Source organism: Flavobacterium crocinum, assembly GCF_003122385.1.
GTDB classification, from domain to species: domain Bacteria; phylum Bacteroidota; class Bacteroidia; order Flavobacteriales; family Flavobacteriaceae; genus Flavobacterium; species Flavobacterium crocinum.
In genome coordinates this window covers 1,526,083-1,546,892 of the sequence record NZ_CP029255.1, presented here as the reverse complement: position 1 = coordinate 1,546,892, position 20,810 = coordinate 1,526,083, and the positions used below count along the sequence as shown (strand labels likewise).

Below are 20,810 nucleotides of genomic sequence, written 5' to 3'. Positions count from 1 at the left end.
CGTGAATACTGAATTACAAAAACAGATACTATCGATCGCTTCGTTTTCTGAAAATGAAATCGAAATGATCGATTCTTGTTTTGAATGTGAAAAGTTTACGGCTAAAGAATTTCTTTCATCAATGGGGAAAATCAGCAATAAAATCTTTTTTATTGTTGAAGGTTTAGCTCGTGTTTATTACTTAAAAGATGGGAAAGAAATTACGACTTATTTAAGCTCTGATGAAGGCTTTATTGCTTCGTATTCCAGTTTTATTAATCAGTCTGTTTCTTTTGAGAATATTCAATGTATTGAAGATTGCGAAGTGCTTTCGATCACTTTTGAGAAAATGCAGTTTTTGTATCATGAAATTCCAAATTGGGAACGTGTCGGGAGAATTCTGGCTGAACAGAATTACCTTTGCATGGCAGACCGAGTTTTAAAATTGCAGATGATTCCTGCCAAAGAAAAATATCAGACTTTTTTAGCATCGGCTCCAGCCAAAATAATCCAGCGAACTCCTTTAATTTATATCGCTTCCTTTCTGGGCATTACTCCGGAATCATTAAGCAGGATACGTCAGGATATTTCTTAACATTTATCAAGTGAGTTGAAAAACAGATTTCAAATCTTTGCCAATATAAAATTCAAGAAAATGAAAACTATTGCCAAAGACGTTTACCAAATCCCTTTATTTCCAAGAAATGCTATTAATTGTTATTTGATTGAAGATGTTTTAATTGATGCCGGAATTCGGAGTTCTGCTATTAAAATATTAAAAGCAATTAAAAATAAATCCGTTACCAAACATGCTTTAACACATGCTCATGCCGATCATCAGGGAAGCAGTAAAATAATCTGCGAAACTTTAAACATTCCGCTTTTGTGCAGTGAGCCTGAAAAAGAATTCGCTGAAAACGGAAATGTAATTACAGAATACCCAAATCCGAATCATGTTATTCCGAAATTTCAAAAACAATTCTGGGCAGGAAAAGGACACCAAGTTTCTGAAATATTAAAAGAAGGCGATAAAATCGGCGGATTCACAGTTATTGAAACTCCAGGGCATTCCAGCGGTCATTTATCCTTTTTTAGAGAAAAAGATGGCGTTTTGATTGTGGGCGATGTAATGACCAATATGAATCTTCTCACTACAAAAGTAGGTCTTCATGAACCTCCCAATTTATTTACAGCACATCAGGAAACGAACAGAAAATCCATTCTAAAACTGGCTTCGCTTAAACCTAAAATATTATGTTTTGGCCATGGTCCCATTTTATTTAATAATGGAGAATTAGAGACATTCAAAAATTTAATTCCGTTTAATTAACAAGAATTTACAGATTCTGTAAGTTTTCGTTAAGACAATTCTAATAATTTTACTCTCAACTAATTAATCCTGTATGAGAGTAAAATTACTTACTACAATTTCTATTTTCACTTATCAACTTAGTATTTCTCAATCCGAAAAACTATTAAACGGAAAAGTTCTTTCGCAGAATGTTCCACTTAATAAAGTGGAAGTAATTAATAAAACTGCTAAAACAAGCACCAGGACAAATGAATTTGGCGAGTTTTCGATTCTCGTTCGTCCAAAAGATAGTCTGTTATTTTTTTCGAAAGATTACTTTTTCAAAAGACTAAAAATTTCTCAGCAAAACATCGATCAAAACAATATTGTTGTGAATATGGTTTTGAAACCGGAAGAACTGGATGAAGTGTTAATTACAAAGATTGAATTTCCTAAAGTTAGCGCAGCAGACGAAAATTCTACAGTAATCCCAAAACCAGCGATATCTAATCCTGGCATTTACACTGGCGGCATTACAAACGGTGTCGATTTGTTGGCTATTTTTAGTTTGTTTATGAAAAAAGATAAAAAAGCAAAAAATAAAAGCAAAAAGCATGAATTAACTTTTAAACAATTGGTCAGTGCTACGGTACCTTTAGATTTTTTCTCAAATGATTTAAAGTTAAATCCTGAGGAAAAAGAACTCTTTATTGATTTCTGCGATGCCGATCCTAATTCTCAATTTATTCTAAAACAAAAAAATTTACTTTATACACTGGACTTTTTACATACTAAAAATCAAGAATTTAAAAAACTGAATTCTGGAATTAAAAACTAAAAAGTCTTTTTTATATGAAAGTAAAATTACTCACAACCATTTCTTTTTTCACTTATCAACTAAGTATTTCTCAAACCGAAAAATTACTTCACGGAAAAGTCATCTCTAATAACAATCCTCTTAATCAAGTTGAGGTTATAAATAAGACGGCTAAAACAAGCACTACGACAAATGCTTTGGGAGAGTTTTCTATTTTGGTAAAAGCAAAAGACAGCTTGTTATTTTTTACTAAAGATTATTTTTTCACAAGAATTAAAGTTACTTCTGAAAACATACAAACCAATAATCTAGTCGTTAAAATGATTCCTAAACCTGAGGAACTAGAGGAAGTAATAATACCAGCTGAAATCAAATTTGATCCGTTGCCTCCAGATCCTGAAACTGTAGCAGAAATCGACAGAGACAAGAGAGCTAAGGACTTAAAACAGTATATTCCGCAATATAATGACGGTAGCATTACAAACGGAATGCAGACTAGTTTTAAATTCAGTCTTGGGAGATCTCGTGAAAAAGACGAACCAGAAAGCGTATTCAAGAAACTCATAAGGAAAACCTGCTCTAATGATTTCTTTACAAAAAACTTAAAAATAGCAGCGGAACAAAAAGAACTTTTTATTGATTTCTGCGATGCCGACCCAAAGTCTAAGAGCATTGCTGAAAACCCAAATATTTTAACCACAATTGAATTTCTGACTGCTAAAAATGAAGAATTTAAGAAGCTGAAATAGCTTTCTACATCTGACAAACCTGAAACTAAAAAAATTTACTTATTCAACCACCAAATACTGGCATTCAAAACAGTAGCAAATCCAACCCAAAGAAGATACGGAATTAATAAATAACCCGAAATTTTATTGATTTTGATAAACTTCAAATAGGTTTCATAAATCATCAGCCATAAAAGTGCAATTTCAATTAAAGCCAACATCGGGTTTTTTAATCCGAAGAATAAATAAGACCAAATCGCATTTAAAATCAATTGAATTATAAAGAACAATAATGCTTTTTTAACTTCTTCCGTTTGTTCTTTAATTTTATCCCAAACTAAAGCTGCTGCAACTGCCATAAAAATATAAAGTACTGTCCAAACCGGCATAAAAATCCAGTTCGGCGGATTAAAAACTGGTTTTTCCAACGTTACATACCAAGTCTCAATACTTGGTCTAGTTACCAAACTGGCAGAATATCCAACAGTTAAACATATTACTAAAGCTATGGCGATTTTTACGAACTTGTTCATGGTATTAAATTTTGTAGTCAAAAATAGTTAAAAGAAAAGTTTAAACCATAGAAGTGATGTAAGTTCATTTTAATAAAAGCCTGCTTATAATTTCTTATATAACTTACATGGCAGAAAAATGAAAAAGTTATCTTTGCCAAAATTTTATATTTCATGTTTACAGCAGCCGATTTTATTCCAAATCCATATACTTCAACAATCGAAAAAGGAAACTTTGAGTGGAGCGCTCCAAGTAACATTGCCTTAGTAAAATACTGGGGGAAAAAAGACAATCAGATTCCGGCAAATCCTTCGGTAAGTTTTACACTTAACAACTGTAAAACCATTACAAAACTAGGTTTTGAAAAAAGAACAAACCAAAATTCTTTTTCTTTTGATTTACTTTTTGAAGGAAAACCAAAAGAAGATTTCAAACCAAAAATTCAGAAGTTTTTAGAAAGAGTTGAAGTTTATCTGCCGTTTTTGAAAGACTATCATTTTACGATTGATACACAAAATACATTTCCGCACAGTTCTGGAATTGCTTCTTCGGCATCTGGAATGGCAGCGCTGGCAATGAATTTTATGAGTTTGGAAAAATTATTGAATCCTGAAATGACCGACGAGTACTTTTACCAAAAAGCATCATTTTTAGCTCGTTTAGGCTCTGGAAGCGCCTGCCGAAGCGTAAAAGGAAATGTGGTTGTTTGGGGAAATCAGGCGAATATTGAAGGTAGTACTGATTTATTTGGAGTGGAATTTCCATACAATATTCATGAAAATTTCAAGAATTATCAAGACACGATTTTATTAGTTGACAAAGGTGAAAAACAAGTTTCCAGCACTGTTGGGCACGATTTAATGCACAATCATCCGTATGCAGAAAGACGTTTTGCCCAGGCACATGAAAATCTGGATAAATTAATTGCCATTTTCGAAAGCGGTAATTTAGAAGAATTTATCAAAGTTGTAGAAAGCGAAGCACTGACTCTTCACGCCATGATGATGACCTCAATGCCGTATTTTATTTTAATGAAACCAAACACACTTCAAATCATAAATGCGATTTGGAAATTCAGAAATGAAACCCAGATTCCGGTTTGTTTTACGCTTGATGCCGGAGCCAATGTTCATGTACTTTATCCAGAAAACGTTACCGAAAAAGTATTACAATTTATTCAGAACGAATTGGTTGTATTTTGTCAGAATAGTCAATATATTTGCGACAAAATTGGAGAGGGTGCAATTGCATTATAATTTTGCGTATCTTTAGTTAAATTTTTTTGTTATGGACATTCAATTAGAAAAACTAGAATTAATAAAGCTACTAGCTGATACTGAAAACCCTGCTATTCTGAAATCTATTCGAAAAATTTTTAAAAAAGAAGAGAAAGATTGGTGGGATGATTTGACAGAAGAACAAAAGGCCGAAATTGAAGCATCTGAAAGAGAAATAGAAAATGGTGAATTTTATCTTTTTGAAGATGTAATGGCAAAATACAAGAAATGAGAAGAATTGTATTTTCTGGTCGTTCTAAATTTCAACTTGAACAGTTACTAGAATATTTAGAAATTAGATTTTCACTTTCAACTAGAGATAAGTTTATAGCAAATTTTTATAAAATTATTGAAACAATTAGGCTTAATCCTGACACTTTTCCTCTTTCAAGCAGGAATAAAACTAGGAGATGTGTAATTTCGAAACAAACAACGCTTTATTACAAATATAACACTCAAGAAGTTCGTCTTTTGTCACTTTTCGACACCAGACAAAACCCAAATAAAATTAAGAAAGACATAAAATAAATCATGAAAGGACCATTATTTTATTCAAAAATATTACTTTTTGGAGAGTACGGAATTATCCGCGATTCAAAAGGTCTTGCTATTCCTTATAACTTTTATAATGGCGCACTGAAAAAATCTGAAGAGCCTTCAGACGAAGCTATTGCCTCAAATAAAAGTTTGAGAAGTTTTGCTTCTTACCTTGAAGTTTTACACACACAGCAGCCGGATTTGGTTACTTTCGATTTAGAAAATCTTAAAAACGATGTTGAAACCGGAATGTATTTCGATTCCAGTATTCCACAGGGATACGGTGTTGGAAGCAGCGGTGCACTTGTAGCAGCTATTTATGACAAATATGCTACGAACAAGATCACTGTTCTGGAGAATTTAACTCGTGAAAAACTTTTACAATTAAAAAATATATTTTCTCAAATGGAGAGTTTTTTCCACGGAAAAAGCTCTGGTTTAGATCCGTTGAACAGCTATTTGAGTATTCCGATTTTAATCAATTCTAAAGATAATATTCAGACAACCGGTATTCCAACTCAAAGTTTGGACGGAAAAGGTGCTGTGTTCTTATTAGACTCTGGAATTATTGGAGAAACAGCTCCAATGATCAGCATTTTTATGGAAAGCTTAAAAGACAAAGGTTTCCGTGCCATGCTTAAAAACCAATTCGTAAAATATACTGATATCTGTATTGACAATTTCCTTCACGGCGACATGAAGTCTTTGATTGGCAATACTAAAAAACTTTCAAAAGTTGTTTTAAATAACTTCAAACCAATGATTCCGGAACAGTTTCATGCCATCTGGCAACAAGGAATCGACACAAACGATTATTACCTAAAACTTTGCGGTTCTGGCGGAGGCGGTTATATTCTTGGTTTTACAGAAGATTTAGAACGCGCAAAAGCCTCTCTGAAAGACTATAAATTAGAAGTTGTTTATCAGTTTTAATTTTCTAAAAGCCGAAGTTATTTGAGTAGATTTTTATAAGTTTTCATCCTAAAAAGTTATTTATTATGAAAAGTATTTTTAAAATAATCAAAGCGACTTTTTTAGGAGGAATTCTGTTTTTAGCGCCTTTAGTGGTATTACTGGTTATTCTTGAAAAAGGATACGGTATTATACAAAAAGTCACGTTACCCCTTGTAAATAACTTACCAAAAGTTCATGTTTTAGGAGTTGCACTTCAGGAACTGATTGGAATACTAATTATAATTTTGATTTGTTTTGCTGCAGGTTTATTGGCAAGAACAGCTAAAGCCAAACAATTGATTCAAAAATTAGAAGACGGCATTTTAAGTTTTGTTCCCGGTTATTCGTTTATGAAAAGCATGAATGAAAACATAATGGGAATTGAATCCAAAGAAGACTTAAAAGTAATTTTGGTTCCTACTGACGCGGGTTTGCAATTTGCCTTTTTAATCGAACAAATTGATGACAACAACTTTACTGTTTTTGTTCCGGATGCACCAAACCCATGGAGCGGTTCTGTAGTTTTTGTGGAGAAAAAAGACATCAAAGAAATTGATATGACACAAAAACAAGCTTTGGCCTGCATTAGAAAATTAGGTTTTGGCTCTAAAGAATTGTTAAAAAACAAACTCTAAATTTTTAAAACCAAAAATATCCTTTAACTTCCCTTATCCAAACCCATCACAAATTTTATCTATGCTGAGCAGACAACATAAACTTTTAATAATGAAAATTGTCAGTTTGTTTTCTGTTGTCAGGGGTTACAATATTCCAATTATTGTTTTGGCACAATATTTATCTGCCATTTTTATTCTGGCTCCGGAAATTAGAGCATTGGATATTCTGCTTGATTTTCATTTGTTTTTAATTGTTTTTGCTTCTGCAATTACTATCGCTTCAGGTTATATCATTAATAATTTTTACGACAGTCAGAAGGATTTAATTAATCGCCCGAATAAGTCTATGCTGGATCGATTGGTAAGTCAGAAAACTAAATTGACGGTTTATTTTTCTTTGAACTTTCTTGCTGTTTTAATGGCGCTTATTGTTTCCTGGAGAGCTTTTTTGTTTTTTTCCGGTTACATTTTCCTGATTTGGTTTTATTCTCATAAGATAAAAAAGTATCCAATTATTGGGAATCTTATGTCGGCGTTGCTTGCGGTAATTCCTTTTTTTGCCATTTTATTGTATTTCTATAACAAAATTTCGTTTGAAGAAATCGAGAATCACATGAGTCATTTTGTGGTAATTTCGGCGCATGCGGTTTTCTTGTTTCTGCTTTTATTGATTCGTGAAATGATAAAGGATTTGGAAAATTTGAAAGGCGACTTAGTAAGCGATTACAGAACAATTCCGGTTTTGTATGGCGAAAAAATCTCGAAGCAAATTATAACTATTTTGACGCTATTAACTGTTTTACCTGTTTATGTATTGGTTAATATTTACGATGTTGGGTATATGGACATTTATTTTTATGTCTGTTTTGGGGTTTTACTTTTCTTCCTTATTTATTTATGGAAGTCTGATTCTAAAGAGCAATATTTAAGACTTCATAATGTTTTGAAATTTCTGATTGTATCTGGTGTATGTTGTATCGTTCTGATTAATCCTAGCGTTTTGTGGCACGGAAGGGAACTGATTTCTAATTACTAAACGTTTAGTTCCACAAAGATTCTCGAAGATTTACACAAAGGTTCACAAAGTTTTCTTTTTTAGCTTTCTATAGATTTTTTCTTTGAGTAACTCTGCGTAAATCTTCGAGAATCTCTGTGAAATAGCTAATTTTCAATATATTTAAAAGAAGCCAATTGTTTGAATTTAGCCCCGATTGAGGCGATATCCTTGCGTAGTTTACGGAGCGAGATAAAGCCGAAAGCGGGAAACCATGTCTGAAAAAATGCCAAATGTATTGCTTCTAAAACCTTTAGAACAAAATGCTATTAATCTAAGAACAATGAACTTAAGATTTATTAGCAGGAAAAAACTATCTTTGCACAAATTAATGATTTTATGAACAACAAGGAAGGCAATAATAAAAGAGGCGGATCGAGACCAAACAGCTCAAGATCAAACTCTAGTAAGCCAAAACCACCAATGGCGAAACGTGCTCAAGGGCCGAAAAAAGAAAAGCCGGAGGTTAAAGCGGCGAAGGAAGCTGCTGAACAAAAATTAAAGAAACAAAATCAGGCTCCGAAAAGACAAAAGGCTTCAGATGAAATTCGTCTGAATAAGTACATCTCTAATTCTGGTGTTTGTTCTCGTCGTGATGCCGACATTTATATTCAGTCCGGAAATGTAAAAGTGAACGGAACTGTGGTTACCGAAATGGGGTATTTAGTAAAAATTAATGATGTGGTAAACTTTGACGGGGTTACTTTGACTCCGGAAAAGAAAGAATACATCTTGTTGAATAAACCTAAAAACTTTACGACTGCTTTTGACGAAGGACAGGAGTTTCGTAACGTTCTGGAACTTGTTCGTGGTGCAACAAATGCAAAAATTGCAGCTGTTGGAAGAATGGACAAGAACACAACTGGTTTGTTATTGTTTACAAATGATACCGATATGATTCGTAAGTTTACTTTACCGAATCAGAAATCATCTAAAATTTATCAGGTTTCTTTAGACAAGAACTTAAAATTTGAGGATCTGGATAAAATCAGCAAAGGTTTGGTTCTTGACGGACACCGTGTTTCTGTTGAAGAAGTAAGCTATATAGATAACGAACCTAAAAGTGAGGTTGGTTTAAGATTACGTACTGCAAATGTAAAAGTAGTACGCTCTATTTTTGAGTCTTTTGACTACAATGTATTGCGTATTGACCGTGTAGCATTTGCTGGTTTGACCAAAAAGAATCTTCCGAGAGGAAACTGGCGCTTTTTGACCGATCAGGAAATTATCAATTTGAAAAACATGTAATTGTTTCCCGAATTAAAATCATACTAAATCCTGTTTTCTTTGAAAATGGGATTTTTTTATTTTTAGAAACTAAAGAAATTATGTCCGAAAAGGGTAAATATTGATCTTCCCATTGACTGGCTTTTGTCTTCGACTGTTTCGTAACATGAAAAACCAAGGATGATTTTGATTCCGGGCGGAATACTGTTTAAGATGTCTCTTTTTTGATCTTCAAGAAGTAATTTTAGGCTTTCAAGTAGCTGAAGATTGTTTCTTAGGTAAGACATTACAAGAAGTCCGGAAAAGTTAAGTATTTCTCTGGCAGTTTCGCTTTTGATTCCGACTTCGTTTGAAACCATTTCGGAAATTCTTCCTTTTTTGTTAGCGAACAATTCTTTCAGAAAAACATTTCCTTCTAAACGGTAACAATCATCTACTGATAGAATCCTGCCGGCGTTAAAATCAATTTCCTGGTAAAAAGTTGAATCTTCTTTTAGCATGGAGACTATTTCAGAATAAAAATCAGATTCCTCAGCTTTATTGTAGAGTCCCATTAAAATTGTACCGATCGAGACATCAATTCCCTTTATCAAAAGAGCATCATTTTCAAAATAAAACTTGTTTAACTTGGAGACAACATTAGATGAAATAAAACGTCTAAGTTCAATTTGTAGGTTTGGGGTCATACGTTTAACTTATTTTAGGGGAAACAATTATTTAAACTTATTCAAAATAACCGATAAAGTGAGGCTTTTTACCGTTTATTGGGATAAAAATATAAAATATATTAACATTTCCAAAAAATAAGTTAAAATTTTAGTGGGTCGATTTTCAGGTATTTAGCTTACAAATTTAAAGATATCAGTAAATATAAAGCTTGGCGTAACGTAAGAGATTAAAAATTATTTTGAAAATTTTAAGAGTTTTTTTGAAAATTTAAAAAATATAAGAAAAAGCTTAAAGTCAAATTAACTATATTAGAAAATCAGTGAACGATTTTGCCACAGAACGGTAAGAAAAATACCAAGGTAAATTACAGAAAAGAGAAAATTGACAAAACTGGAAGCTAAGAATCCCAGAACAGAACCTGTTGCTGCTTTTATAGCTCGTTTATGATTTTGAGAATCGTATAATAACTCACCAATAAGAGCTCCTAAAAATGGTCCGATGATAACGCCAAAAGGGATTGGAGCCAGAATTCCGACAATCAAACCTATGTTTGTTCCCCATACACCATAAGAACTTCCGCCAAATTTTTTGGTCCCTTTTGCCGGAATTACATAATCTAAAATGGTGATAATTACCATTAAAACGAAAGTGATTCCTAAAACCCAATAATTGTTTTCTACTGCCTTCGTGAGATACAAAAGCAAGAGTCCAACCCAACAACTTGAAAGCCCGGGCAAAACAGGTATAAAACTCCCAAAAACACCTACAATAACGCAGATAAAACCCAACAGTACTAAAAGTAAATCCATAATAATTTTGTAAATTAGCACTTACAATTTAAGCAATAAAAATAAGATGCAAACCTGTTTAAAAATAGTTTTATTTCTTTTTCTTGTGTTTTCAATAAATGAAAATACATATGCCCAATCTAAGAAACTTTCTGCAGATGACCAATTATTACAGGACAGTCTTTATAATGGCAATAAGAAAAAAGTAATGAATTTTTCGATGAAAGACTTTGATAAACTGTTTTTTGAATTTTTCGATAAAAAGAATAATCCCGATGTTGTTTTAACCAAAACAGAATTTTATACTTACACGGTTCAGATAGCTGCTTTTTCGGACAGGCTTGTTAAATTATATCCTGAACAAAAGGAAGTTGCAGAGAAAAACAAAGAAAATTGGCTTTCTGAAAACTATGAAGATTATTTAGAATACAAGGCATCTCAAAAAAAATAATCGTATTTTTGTTCCTTCATTCAATTCTAAAACTTTGAGGCAGTTTTTCCCTATTTTTATTTGTATTTTTTTTAATTCTTGTCAATATTTTGAGAAGCAGGTTCCGTCTGAAAAAGAATTGCTTCAAAAAGAATTAAAATCGATCAACTGGAAAGAAGTAGACGAATATCCGTCTGTTCCTAACTGCGAAAAAATTGCCGATAAAAAACTTCGTCAACAATGTTTTTTTGAAGTAATGTCCAATCTGATTCAGGAAAAACTGAATGTAGATACTTTGTCGATTTTATATCCTGAATTGGATACTATCGAAGTAAAAGTAACCGTTTTTCCAAATTCTACAATGAAATTTGAACCTCAGTTTCCTAAAGATTCTGTAGCTTATGATACTATCAAAATTGATAGCATTCTGCACGCCCGACTGGTTAATTTTCCAAAAATAAATCCGGCTATAAAACGTGGTGTTCCTGTAAAAACACAGTTTATTTTGCCTGTGATTTTAAAGGCAAAAGACGAGAAATAGTTTTTATAAGGAGCAATTTCCTGCTGTCCGCTGTATTCCCGATAAACAAAAACTACGGCTAAAAAGCCTTGTTTTTCTAAATCGGGAGATGCCGCTCCCATCAGGGCTAGGGTTTCATTTTCAAAAGAACTTATTTTTTAAACTGACGGTCCTTCCATTCATAAGAACCAAACAAACTGTACAACGCTACAATTGAACTAAAAAAAGGATAAAACAAACTGCTTAACAGAAGACTTTTTATTGGTTTTTGAGTCAAAAATTGATTGGTTACAGAGAGTAAAACAAAATCGGTTGTGAACTTTAAAAAGGCAAATAAAACCAAAATCGGATAATTTAAAATTCCTGAAACAAACAATAAAAAGCCAATAACTAAAGTTAGATTTCCGAAGAACACAACAAGTCCTAAAAACTTTCCAAAAGTACTTTTATATGAACTTGTTTTGGCTGCCCAACGCACTCTTTGGTAAAAAAGAGTTTTCCAGGTTTCAGTTGGTTTTGTAACTACAATTGCTTCTCGAGCTTTTAGATAATGAACTTCATCCGGAAATCTCTCAAGGGCTTTCTGCAACAAAAAAACATCATCTCCACTAGCGATTTTATCATTTCCTTCAAAACCGTTTAAATTTTCAAATAGTGATTTTTTATACGCAAAATTGGCTCCGTTACACATAAAACCTTTGTTTAAACCAAAACTTCCGATTGTTGCACCTTGTAAACTCGTTAGATCTAATTGCTGAAAATGATGTAAAAATGAATTCGCACATTCGTACGTAACCGCACCCGAAAGCATTGAAACCTGGTTCTCCTGAATGTAATTATCAAAAGTCAAAAGCCAGTTTTTGGGAACAATACAATCAGCATCTGTGGTAATTACCCAATCGGTTTTTACTTGTTGCATGGCAGTTGTAATGGCGTCTTTTTTCGGAGAATCTGAAACACGAATGTTGTCAATTATCGAAACCGGAAATTTGGAATTTAAAACTTGGAATTTCTCGTTAGAGTTATCATCAACCAAAATCACTTCAAATAAGTTTTTTGGATAATTTAAGTTCGAAAAACTTTCTAAAAGCACAGGCAGATTTTCTTCTTCATTCCGAAAAGGAACGATAATCGTAAAACTGGTCTGCGTTTTTAAATCTGTTTTTTGATGTTTTTTGACTTTAAAAAAACCGTAAATAAGCAAAGAAATGCTAACAACATAAATGGTTAATATTGCAAAAAATCCGAAAATCATTCTCCGGTTTTGGTTTTAAAATTGAGCACAAAATAACTTCCTAAAACTACTGGTAAAACGACATTTAAAAACCACATTAAAGTGCTGATAAAAATTACAATCCATTCATTTACGCCCAAAATTCCGAAGAAATATATTGCGACACTTCCTTTTACAGCAAAATCCAGAAACTGAAATGTTGGCAATGATGAAGCCAAAAAATAAACTGAAGTTATTGCCGCCATTAAAGTTAAATAAGGCAGATCGACATCAAACCCTAAAAACAGAAAGTAATACTGATGCGAAAAAACTAAATAACGTAAAATTCCTAAAACAATATTTTTTCGGTGAACCGTCTTCGGAATTTCATTGATTTTATGAATCAGTTTTTCAATCGAATATCCTTTGATTTTGATTTTCTTTAAAGAGAACAATACAATCAAAAGCAATACAAATCCGCCAAACAAAATGGCTACTGTTTTGGTCGCAATGACATTGAATTGTGCATTAAAATACAGCAATCCAAAAATCCCAAAAATGATCGTTAAAATCATCTGGATTCCGTTGCAGATTAAATTTAGGAAAATTACTCTCTTTGCTTCCGATTTTGGATAATACAACGCTTTTCCGGCATACTCTCCTACTCCGTTTGGCGTAAAAATCCCGGCTGTTAAAGCCGCTAAAACCTGTTTTGTGGCTTCGTAAAGTGATATTTTATGAATTACCTCTGCTAGATTCTGCCATTTCAAAATCTCAAAATAACGGTTCAAAACGCTCAAAAGCAAAATAAAAGAAATTCCTAAAACTGATTGATTTTTCTTGAACAAAACAATAAACTTTTGCCAGTCCAATTTGTCATTGTTAGCCAGCTGATTGTAAATAAAATAAAATGCACCGCCAACAATTAAAAGTTTGGCCAGAAGAACTAGGAATTGCTTAGCTTTGTGAGGAATTGAAATCATGCCGCAAAAGTAAATCAATTTGATAATGTGGCAACTTGAAAATGAGAAAATGAATCGTTTCACTTTTCAAAAACCTGAAACTTGAAACAAAAAAACTTGAAACAAAAACTCTCTTGACAAAAGAACGCATCATATTAGGTATTGACCCCGGAACTACCATTATGGGTTTTGGATTGATAAAAGTAATCAATAAAAAAATGGAATTTCTGCAATTGAACGAATTGCAACTTTCCAAATACGACAATCATTACCAAAAACTAAGAATCATTTTCGAGCGAACTATCGAATTAATCGAAACACATTGTCCTGACGAAATTGCGATTGAAGCGCCTTTCTTTGGCAAAAACGTGCAATCTATGCTGAAATTAGGTCGCGCGCAAGGTGTTGCCATGGCAGCAGGGCTTTCAAGAGGCATTCCGATTACGGAATATGAACCTAAAAAAATAAAAATGGCGATTACCGGAAACGGAAATGCCAGCAAAGAACAGGTTGCCAAAATGCTACAACAACTTTTAGGCTTAAAAGAATTACCCAAAAACCTTGATTCAACAGATGGCTTGGCGGCTGCGGTTTGTCATCATTTTAATTCCGGAAAAGTTGTGGCTGGAAAAAGTTATTCCGGTTGGGATGCTTTTGTGAAACAAAACGAGGATAGAGTTAAGAAATAAGTGATCAGTGGTCAGATTTTTTAGTGGTCAGTTAATTTTGCAAGTATACAGAGATCAGTTTTTTAGTATTCAGATGTTTTGAAAATTGCTTTTAATTTTTGAAATTATTTTCCTACATTTATTATCTGTATTAATTAAAAAAATAATGAAATTTCAAGATTTACTAGCTTACAAAAAGTCATTTTCATTAGCAATGAAAATATTTGATATTACAAAACGATTTCCAAAAGAAGAAACATATTCCTTAACCGATCAGATTAGGCGTTCATCCAGAAGTGTTCCAGTTACTATTGCAGAAGCCTACAGAAAACGTATCTATCCAAAACATTTTTATAGCAAATTGACTGATTCTGATGGAGAAAATTCTGAAACACAAGTTTGGCTTGAATTTGCTCTTGCATGTAAATATATTTCAACCGAATTTTACAGTGAACTTTTATCCGAAAGTATTGAAATAGGAAAACTAATAAACTATATGCTTTTAAACCCAGAGAAGTTTGGAGTTAAGAAAAGTGATCAGTGATCAGGTTTTTAGTATTCCGTTTTTAGCTTGAGGAATACTGACCACTAAAAACCTGATCACTGAATACTAAAACCTGAACACTAAAAAATGAGCGGCATTTACATTCACATCCCTTTTTGTAAACAGGCTTGTCACTATTGTGACTTTCATTTTTCGATTTCGATGAAAAAGAAAGATGAAATGGTTTTGGCTTTAGCCAAGGAAATTGCTGTGCGCAAAAACGAGTTCACGAATGAAACTGTAGAAACCATTTATTTTGGCGGTGGAACTCCTTCTGTTCTGTCAAATGATGAAATCAACTTTTTAATTTCGGAAGTTTATAAAAACTATAAAGTTGTCGAAAATCCGGAAATTACATTGGAAGCCAATCCGGATGATTTGTCTGCGGAACGAATTTTAGAATTATCAAAAAGTCCGATAAATCGTCTGAGCATCGGAATTCAGTCTTTTTATGAAGATGATTTGAAGATGATGAATCGCGCTCATAATTCGGCGGAAGCCAAAAAATGTCTGGAAGAAGCAACAAAATACTTCGATAATATTTCACTGGATTTGATTTACGGAATTCCAGGATTGAGTGACGAAATGTGGAAACAGAATATTCAGACGGCTTTGGATTTTGGTATCCCACATATTTCGAGTTATGCTTTGACAGTTGAACCAAAAACGGCTTTAAGCAAATTAATTCAAACCGGAAAAATTGCTGAACCGCAAGATGAAGTAGCTTCGAATCATTTTATGATTTTGGTTGAAATGCTTCAAAAGAATGGTTTTATTCATTATGAATTATCCAATTTTGGAAAAGAAAATTATTTCTCCAAAAACAATTCAGCATACTGGTTAGGTAAGAAATATATCGGAATCGGTCCTTCGGCGCATAGTTATGATGGCGAAAAAAGAGGCTGGAATATTGCGAATAATTCCTTGTATCTGAAAGCAATTCAAAACGACGAACTTCCGATTGAAACGGAAACTTTAACCGTTTCAGATCGTTACAATGAATATATTATGACAGGTTTAAGAACGATTTGGGGTGTTTCTTTAGAAAGAATCGAAAAAGAATTCAGTACGGAATATTTGAATTATTTATTAGAACAATCTCAAAAATTCATAAACGACGACTTGCTTTCAATCGAAAACAATATTCTAAAACCAACTCCAAAAGGAAAATTTTTAACGGATGGAATTGCTTCAGATTTATTTTATCTGGAATCTTAAGTTTAACGGCAAGGTTCGCTAAGTTTTACGCAAAGAACGCTATTTTTTTGTAGGAATAAAATTATATTTTACATTTCAAATGTTATATTTGAATTTTAAAATTGATTTTATGTCAGAGAATGATTTATCCCGAATTGTGTTTCATTCGGCTTTGAAAGTTCATCAAACTTTAGGCCCAGGGCTTTTAGAAAGTGCTTATGAAGAATGCTTATTCTATGAGTTGAAAAAACTAAACTTATTGGTTGAAAAACAAAAGGCTCTCCCTCTAATTTACGAAGAAGTAAAATTAGATGTTGGTTATCGATTAGATATTTTAGTAGAAAATAAACTAATTTTGGAGATAAAGTCTGTAGATTGTTTAAATGAAGTTCATTTTGCTCAACTATTGACTTACTTAAAACTAACAAATTGCAAACTAGGATTATTGATAAATTTTAATGTCGCATTATTAAAGCATGGAGTTAAAAGAATAGCAAACAATCTTTAGTAAAATCCTTGCGACCTTTGCGTAAACCTTAGCGAACCTTGCGGTTAAATTATGATAGCAAAAATAAACAACTTCGAAATCGACTTATCAAAATCCATTGATATCTCTATTCCATTAACTAATACTGATGAAAATCCAATCGCTTGGTACATCGAAAAACCAGTTATAGAACCTGTAGTTTTTGGTGATTGGATTGGAAAAGTTTCGAAAGGAAAATCATCTACGAATTTCAATAATATTTTCTTCAATCCGCATGGGCATGGAACACATACGGAATGTTTGGGACATATTACAAATGATTTTTACAGTATTAATCAATCTCTTAAACAGTTTTTCTTTTTTGCTAAATTGATTACAGTTGAGCCTAAGAAAATTGGAGATGATCTCGTCATTACGAAAGATCAAATTGTAAACTTACTGACCGAAAAAACAGAAGCTTTAATCATCAGAACCCTTCCAAATCAGTTAGACAAAAAATCGAGAAAATATTCGAATACCAATCCGCCGTATTTGTCTGAAGAGGCTGCGGTTTTCATCCGCGAAAGCGAAATTCAGCATCTACTGATTGATTTGCCAAGTGTGGACAAAGAACATGACGAAGGGAAATTGTTAGCACACAAAGCATTCTGGAATATAAAAAACACACATATTGTAAATCCAGACGCAAGATTTAATGCCACAATTACGGAAATGATTTATGTCTCAGACGAAATTGAAGATGGAAATTATATACTAAATCTTCAAATCGCTTCGTTTGAAAATGACGCGAGTCCGAGCAAACCAATTTTATATAAGATTTAAAAGGTTGCCACTAATTGCACCAATTTACACGAATTAATTTTTTGCCACAGATTATAAGGATTAAAATGATTTTAATCTGTGTTAATCTTTTTAATCTGTGGCAGAATAAAAATAGGAATTAGCGTAAATTCGTGAAATTGCTTCGCCTGTTCGCTATCGCTCGGGTCGTGGCAAAAAAACAACAAACTATGATTAGTGTCTCAACAGATAAAACTAAACTCGACGTTCCGTTTATACAGAACTTTTTAAAAGACATTTATTGGGCTGCGGGAAGAACTCTTGAAGAAGTCCAGCGTACCATTGATGCTTCGTTTTGTTTTGGAATTTATTTGGATGATAAACAAATTGGTTTCGCACGCGTGATAACCGATTATGTAGTCTTTGCTTATTTAATGGATGTTTTTATTGATGAGAAATATCGTGGAAAAGGATATTCGTCTATTTTAATCGAAACGATGATGAATGAACCACAACTGCAAGAAGTAAAAATCTGGCGACTGGCAACCACTGATGCACACTTTTTATACGAGAAATTCGGATTCACAAAACTGAATCATCCTGAAAAAATGATGGAAAAAATAGTCAAATGAAAACAGTCTTAAAACTCGAAGAAACCGCTTTATTTATTCTGGGGATATTTCTTTTTAACCGCTTAAGTTATGATTGGTGGTGGTTTCTGGTTTTGATTTTAGCTCCAGACCTGTCGATGATTGGCTATGCTTTTGGAAATAAAACCGGTGCTTTTGCTTATAATATCTTTCATCACAAAGGAATTGCACTTTTAATTTATGGTATTGGATGTTATTTAAGTATTGAAATTGTTCAATTAACAGGAATTATTTTATTTTCGCATTCTGCAATGGATCGGATTTTCGGTTACGGACTGAAATATGAAAAGGGCTTTAAATACACACATTTGGGTGAAATTGGTAAATAAACAGTTATGAATTTAGAAACATTTTACGAATATTGTCTTTCAAAAAAAGGAGTCAGTGAACATTTTCCTTTTGATGAAGACACTTTGGTTTTTAAAATAGGCGGAAAAATGTTTGCCTTGTCTTCTTTGTCACAATGGGAAAAGAACGAACAATCGGTAAATCTAAAATGTGATCCGGACCGTGCACAGGAACTCAGAGCAGAATATGATGAAATTCAACCCGGATTTCATATGAGTAAAGTACATTGGAATACGGTTTCTTTAAATGGCAATTTACCCGTCAAATTTGTCAAAGAATTGATAGACCATTCGTATGAATTGGTTTTCAAAAGTTTGACAAAGAAAATTCAAAATGAAATTACTGACTCGAGGTAAATTTTTTACCGAACAGGCGGAGCAAATAGAAAATTAGGCATTACATTTGCAGCGTAAGATCAAAACTTAACAACCCGAATCAATTTGCAAATTAGCAATTTATAGCATCATGAAAGAACAATTTAAAAAATTTCTGAACGAAGAACAAGATCCTAAAGCGATTGAAAAAATCACTTCTAAACTTACAGATTTATTGATGAAAGGTGAAGAGATTGGTTATATCGCAGTACAAAAAAAACCTGCGCTTACTGTTTTCCCGGACAGTATTGTAGTAACAAACAAACGTATCATTATCTGTGAGCCTAAAAACTTAGGTCTTTCAATGAACTTTACAGATTATGCCTGGGATGATATTGCCAGTACTTTTGTAAAAGAAAATATCTTAGGTTCTGAATTTTCATTTGGTACCAAGACAGATTTAGCAGTTACTATTGATTATATTCCGAAAATTCAGGCTAGAAAAATTTATACTTACGCTAAAGAACAATTGGATTTATTTAAAAATCCAGTAACTAACGCTGCACCGAGCCCGGAAACTACTGAACCGGTTCTTGAAGAAGAAGCTGAAGAAATCGAAGAAGTAGAAACTGAAGAGGTAACTAGTTTTGCAGAAATTTTACCTGCTGCACCAGTGGTTACAGAAACTTACGAACCACTTCCAACGCAACCAGCCGGAGAACGTAAATTAAGTGATTTATCTAAAGAAGAACTTTTTGATAAATTACAGAACTACAAAAAACTTCTTGACAATGGTTTGATTATGCAAGGAGAATATGACGCTTACAAAAAAGAGATTTTAAGTTATATGTAAATTTCTAACCGCAAAGAGCGCAAAGATTTACGCAAAGCACGCAATGAAAATCATAAAAAAACCATCAGTTTCTTGATGGTTTTTTCTTTTTAAACTTTGCGAACCTTGCGTAAATCTTTGCGCTCTTTGCGGTTAAGCAGACTAAAGCGTAGCTTTCTGTTTTTCGACAAATTTATGCGACTGCAGCTCCAGTAATTCCTTTGCATTCTTTCGCTGTAAATCAAATAAGCCTTTGTCTTCTGCAATATCAGCATATACTCTGTCGTGCATTTCGGCGCTGGTTTTCACTAATAATTCACGTTGGTATTTGTTTTGTGATAAAGTCGCTTTCATTGCCGTTTCGGCTTCTTCCTGTTTGAAATCGAATTCGCCTTTTGGGGCTAATAATTTGGCAATAATCGGCGATGTTTCGATTGCTAAAAATAACAGCATTATGAAAAAAGAAGGAAGCCAGGGCAGTTTGTTCAAGGCGTTGATACGCGCCATTAATCCGTCGAAACCTTCAATGATAGGCTGTGTCTGCGAAACTTTTTTGTCTAAATCGGCTTGCAGTTGTTTGCCTTGTTTTTCTTTTTCAGCAATTTTAGCTTCGTTTGTTGCTTTAAGCGTTTCATATTCTTTTAAAGCCGCATCGTGTTTTTCTCGTTTCTCTTTATAAACTGGGCCTTTTCCTAATTTTTTAGTTCCGGCAGTTCCCTCAGCTTCTGTAATATAAGTTGAGTATAACGCATTTACCTCTTTTTCTTTTTTTACAATATCGGCTTTTAAAGCGGCAATTTCTGCTTTGTTTTTATCTAAATCTGTTTTGAAATAAGTTCCAATTTGTTTTTTATTGGCCAATTCCATTTCGTTTTTCTCTTTCAATAAAACAGTATTGATTTCCTTTTCAAAAATTTTAATCTCCAAAGGTTTCGAAATTACAATCGCAATAATAACCGCCAATATAATACGTGGTGTTGCCTGCAGAAATTCATCCAGAAAACGATCTCTTTTCTTAATCGTAGAAACTATAAATCGGTCCAAATTAAAAATCAGTAAACTCCAGACAAATCCGAAAATTAAAGCGGGATAAATAGAATCGAAAACGGTAAAAAGCGCATAAGCACTGGCCAAAAAAGCCATAACTGCTGTAAAAAATACAGTGGCACCAATTCCAACATATTTGGTTTGTTCGCCTTCTGAGCAGTCTTTCAAGAGATCACGGTCGGCTCCTGAACATAAGATAAAAAATTGTTTTAACATGATTGATGATTTTTGATTGTGATTACTTCGTCAGTTCGCCTTACGGCTCGTGTGATATGGCAAATTTAACGCCAATTTTTAAATTACAATCAAAATATTATTTTTCTTTTCACTGGGAATCAATTATTTGATACTTCCCATGTTATTTAAA

At 33.0% G+C, this 20,810-nt stretch carries 28 protein-coding genes; 22 read left to right on the top strand and 6 right to left on the bottom strand.

Annotated features, from left to right (window positions below; all coding sequences use genetic code 11):
- Position 1: 1 nt before the first annotated feature.
- The 4 genes from HYN56_RS07215 to HYN56_RS07200 all read left to right on the top strand — a co-directional run bounded on the left by HYN56_RS07215 (position 2) and on the right by HYN56_RS07200 (position 2,836).
- Positions 2 to 574 (top strand): Crp/Fnr family transcriptional regulator, encoded by a 573-nt coding sequence (locus tag HYN56_RS07215; protein WP_109191559.1) that lies wholly within the window; start codon positions 2 to 4, stop codon positions 572 to 574.
- A 60-nt stretch (positions 575 to 634) separates the two neighbouring features.
- Positions 635 to 1,309, top strand: coding sequence for an MBL fold metallo-hydrolase (locus HYN56_RS07210; protein WP_109191558.1), 675 nt, complete (start codon positions 635 to 637; stop codon positions 1,307 to 1,309).
- A gap of 73 nt (positions 1,310 to 1,382) precedes the next feature.
- Positions 1,383 to 2,108, top strand: coding sequence for a hypothetical protein (locus HYN56_RS07205; protein ID WP_109191557.1), 726 nt, complete (start codon positions 1,383 to 1,385; stop codon positions 2,106 to 2,108).
- Between the two features lie 14 nt (positions 2,109 to 2,122).
- The gene (locus tag HYN56_RS07200; protein WP_109191556.1) at positions 2,123 to 2,836 is read left to right on the top strand and encodes a carboxypeptidase-like regulatory domain-containing protein; all 714 of its coding nucleotides are present in this window, start codon (positions 2,123 to 2,125) and stop codon (positions 2,834 to 2,836) included.
- A 35-nt stretch (positions 2,837 to 2,871) separates the two neighbouring features.
- Here the strand turns inward: HYN56_RS07200 and HYN56_RS07195 are convergent, their stop codons facing one another.
- The gene (locus HYN56_RS07195; protein ID WP_109191555.1) at positions 2,872 to 3,348 is read right to left on the bottom strand and encodes a TspO/MBR family protein; all 477 of its coding nucleotides are present in this window, start codon (positions 3,346 to 3,348) and stop codon (positions 2,872 to 2,874) included.
- A gap of 153 nt (positions 3,349 to 3,501) precedes the next feature.
- Here HYN56_RS07195 and HYN56_RS07190 point away from each other — a divergent pair, with 153 nt between their 5' ends.
- The 7 genes from HYN56_RS07190 to HYN56_RS07160 all read left to right on the top strand — a co-directional run bounded on the left by HYN56_RS07190 (position 3,502) and on the right by HYN56_RS07160 (position 9,015).
- A complete protein-coding gene (locus tag HYN56_RS07190) occupies positions 3,502 to 4,584 on the top strand; it encodes a diphosphomevalonate/mevalonate 3,5-bisphosphate decarboxylase family protein (RefSeq protein WP_109191554.1) in 1,083 nt (360 codons plus the stop codon).
- 31 nt (positions 4,585 to 4,615) lie between these two features.
- The gene (locus HYN56_RS07185; RefSeq protein WP_109191553.1) at positions 4,616 to 4,837 is read left to right on the top strand and encodes a hypothetical protein; all 222 of its coding nucleotides are present in this window, start codon (positions 4,616 to 4,618) and stop codon (positions 4,835 to 4,837) included.
- Positions 4,834 to 5,133: a type II toxin-antitoxin system RelE/ParE family toxin gene (locus tag HYN56_RS07180; RefSeq protein ID WP_109191552.1), complete on the top strand. Its 300-nt coding sequence runs from the start codon at positions 4,834 to 4,836 to the stop codon at positions 5,131 to 5,133. Before HYN56_RS07185 ends, HYN56_RS07180 begins: the two co-directional genes overlap by 4 nt.
- Before the next feature lie 3 nt (positions 5,134 to 5,136).
- Entirely contained in the window at positions 5,137 to 6,075 is a 939-nt protein-coding gene (locus HYN56_RS07175; RefSeq protein ID WP_109191551.1) for a mevalonate kinase family protein, read from the top strand.
- 65 nt (positions 6,076 to 6,140) lie between these two features.
- Complete coding sequence (locus HYN56_RS07170) at positions 6,141 to 6,731, top strand: DUF502 domain-containing protein (protein WP_109191550.1); 591 nt, start codon at positions 6,141 to 6,143, stop codon at positions 6,729 to 6,731.
- A 61-nt stretch (positions 6,732 to 6,792) separates the two neighbouring features.
- Positions 6,793 to 7,749 (top strand): geranylgeranylglycerol-phosphate geranylgeranyltransferase, encoded by a 957-nt coding sequence (locus tag HYN56_RS07165; RefSeq protein ID WP_109191549.1) that lies wholly within the window; start codon positions 6,793 to 6,795, stop codon positions 7,747 to 7,749.
- Between the two features lie 357 nt (positions 7,750 to 8,106).
- Positions 8,107 to 9,015, top strand: a complete 909-nt coding sequence (locus HYN56_RS07160; protein ID WP_109191548.1) for a pseudouridine synthase — start codon at positions 8,107 to 8,109, stop codon at positions 9,013 to 9,015.
- A 62-nt stretch (positions 9,016 to 9,077) separates the two neighbouring features.
- On the opposite strand, the gene HYN56_RS07155 is transcribed toward HYN56_RS07160, so the two are convergent.
- Both HYN56_RS07155 and HYN56_RS07150 read right to left on the bottom strand, forming a co-directional pair.
- Positions 9,078 to 9,680 (bottom strand): DUF937 domain-containing protein, encoded by a 603-nt coding sequence (locus HYN56_RS07155; RefSeq protein ID WP_109191547.1) that lies wholly within the window; start codon positions 9,678 to 9,680, stop codon positions 9,078 to 9,080.
- Positions 9,681 to 9,971: 291 nt separating this feature from the next.
- Complete coding sequence (locus tag HYN56_RS07150; RefSeq protein ID WP_109191546.1) at positions 9,972 to 10,472, bottom strand: DUF456 domain-containing protein; 501 nt, start codon at positions 10,470 to 10,472, stop codon at positions 9,972 to 9,974.
- 85 nt (positions 10,473 to 10,557) lie between these two features.
- Here HYN56_RS07150 and HYN56_RS07145 point away from each other — a divergent pair, with 85 nt between their 5' ends.
- Together HYN56_RS07145 and HYN56_RS07140 are read left to right on the top strand one after the other, a co-directional pair.
- Positions 10,558 to 10,902: a hypothetical protein gene (locus HYN56_RS07145; RefSeq protein WP_146194576.1), complete on the top strand. Its 345-nt coding sequence runs from the start codon at positions 10,558 to 10,560 to the stop codon at positions 10,900 to 10,902.
- A gap of 34 nt (positions 10,903 to 10,936) precedes the next feature.
- Complete coding sequence (locus tag HYN56_RS07140; RefSeq protein ID WP_109191544.1) at positions 10,937 to 11,422, top strand: hypothetical protein; 486 nt, start codon at positions 10,937 to 10,939, stop codon at positions 11,420 to 11,422.
- 130 nt (positions 11,423 to 11,552) lie between these two features.
- On the opposite strand, the gene HYN56_RS07135 is transcribed toward HYN56_RS07140, so the two are convergent.
- Positions 11,553 to 12,656 carry a glycosyltransferase family 2 protein gene (locus HYN56_RS07135; RefSeq protein WP_109191543.1) on the bottom strand — a complete coding sequence of 368 codons (1,104 nt, stop codon included), beginning with the start codon at positions 12,654 to 12,656 and terminating at the stop codon, positions 11,553 to 11,555.
- A complete protein-coding gene (locus HYN56_RS07130; protein WP_109191542.1) occupies positions 12,653 to 13,597 on the bottom strand; it encodes a lysylphosphatidylglycerol synthase transmembrane domain-containing protein in 945 nt (314 codons plus the stop codon). The genes HYN56_RS07135 and HYN56_RS07130 overlap by 4 nt, the downstream gene beginning before the upstream one ends.
- A gap of 113 nt (positions 13,598 to 13,710) precedes the next feature.
- On the opposite strand from HYN56_RS07130, the gene ruvC reads away from it, so the two are divergent.
- The 9 genes from ruvC to HYN56_RS07085 all read left to right on the top strand — a co-directional run bounded on the left by ruvC (position 13,711) and on the right by HYN56_RS07085 (position 19,417).
- Positions 13,711 to 14,265 (top strand): crossover junction endodeoxyribonuclease RuvC, encoded by a 555-nt coding sequence (gene ruvC, locus HYN56_RS07125; RefSeq protein ID WP_109191541.1) that lies wholly within the window; start codon positions 13,711 to 13,713, stop codon positions 14,263 to 14,265.
- Positions 14,266 to 14,410: 145 nt separating this feature from the next.
- The gene (locus HYN56_RS07120) at positions 14,411 to 14,788 is read left to right on the top strand and encodes a four helix bundle protein (protein WP_109191540.1); all 378 of its coding nucleotides are present in this window, start codon (positions 14,411 to 14,413) and stop codon (positions 14,786 to 14,788) included.
- A gap of 87 nt (positions 14,789 to 14,875) precedes the next feature.
- Positions 14,876 to 16,006: a radical SAM family heme chaperone HemW gene (gene hemW, locus HYN56_RS07115; protein WP_109191539.1), complete on the top strand. Its 1,131-nt coding sequence runs from the start codon at positions 14,876 to 14,878 to the stop codon at positions 16,004 to 16,006.
- Positions 16,007 to 16,115: 109 nt separating this feature from the next.
- Positions 16,116 to 16,493: a GxxExxY protein gene (locus HYN56_RS07110; RefSeq protein WP_091494133.1), complete on the top strand. Its 378-nt coding sequence runs from the start codon at positions 16,116 to 16,118 to the stop codon at positions 16,491 to 16,493.
- A gap of 51 nt (positions 16,494 to 16,544) precedes the next feature.
- Complete coding sequence (locus HYN56_RS07105) at positions 16,545 to 17,294, top strand: cyclase family protein (protein WP_109191538.1); 750 nt, start codon at positions 16,545 to 16,547, stop codon at positions 17,292 to 17,294.
- 188 nt (positions 17,295 to 17,482) lie between these two features.
- On the top strand, positions 17,483 to 17,884 hold the full coding sequence (locus HYN56_RS07100; protein WP_109191537.1) for a GNAT family N-acetyltransferase: 402 nt from the start codon (positions 17,483 to 17,485) through the stop codon (positions 17,882 to 17,884).
- Positions 17,881 to 18,231 (top strand): DUF4260 domain-containing protein, encoded by a 351-nt coding sequence (locus HYN56_RS07095; RefSeq protein ID WP_109191536.1) that lies wholly within the window; start codon positions 17,881 to 17,883, stop codon positions 18,229 to 18,231. The genes HYN56_RS07100 and HYN56_RS07095 overlap by 4 nt, the downstream gene beginning before the upstream one ends.
- 6 nt (positions 18,232 to 18,237) lie before the next feature.
- Complete coding sequence (locus tag HYN56_RS07090) at positions 18,238 to 18,606, top strand: MmcQ/YjbR family DNA-binding protein (RefSeq protein WP_109191535.1); 369 nt, start codon at positions 18,238 to 18,240, stop codon at positions 18,604 to 18,606.
- 109 nt (positions 18,607 to 18,715) lie between these two features.
- Complete coding sequence (locus HYN56_RS07085; protein WP_109191534.1) at positions 18,716 to 19,417, top strand: PH domain-containing protein; 702 nt, start codon at positions 18,716 to 18,718, stop codon at positions 19,415 to 19,417.
- Between the two features lie 141 nt (positions 19,418 to 19,558).
- On the opposite strand, the gene HYN56_RS07080 is transcribed toward HYN56_RS07085, so the two are convergent.
- The gene (locus tag HYN56_RS07080; RefSeq protein ID WP_109191533.1) at positions 19,559 to 20,659 is read right to left on the bottom strand and encodes a DUF4407 domain-containing protein; all 1,101 of its coding nucleotides are present in this window, start codon (positions 20,657 to 20,659) and stop codon (positions 19,559 to 19,561) included.
- Positions 20,660 to 20,810 lie beyond the last annotated feature (151 nt).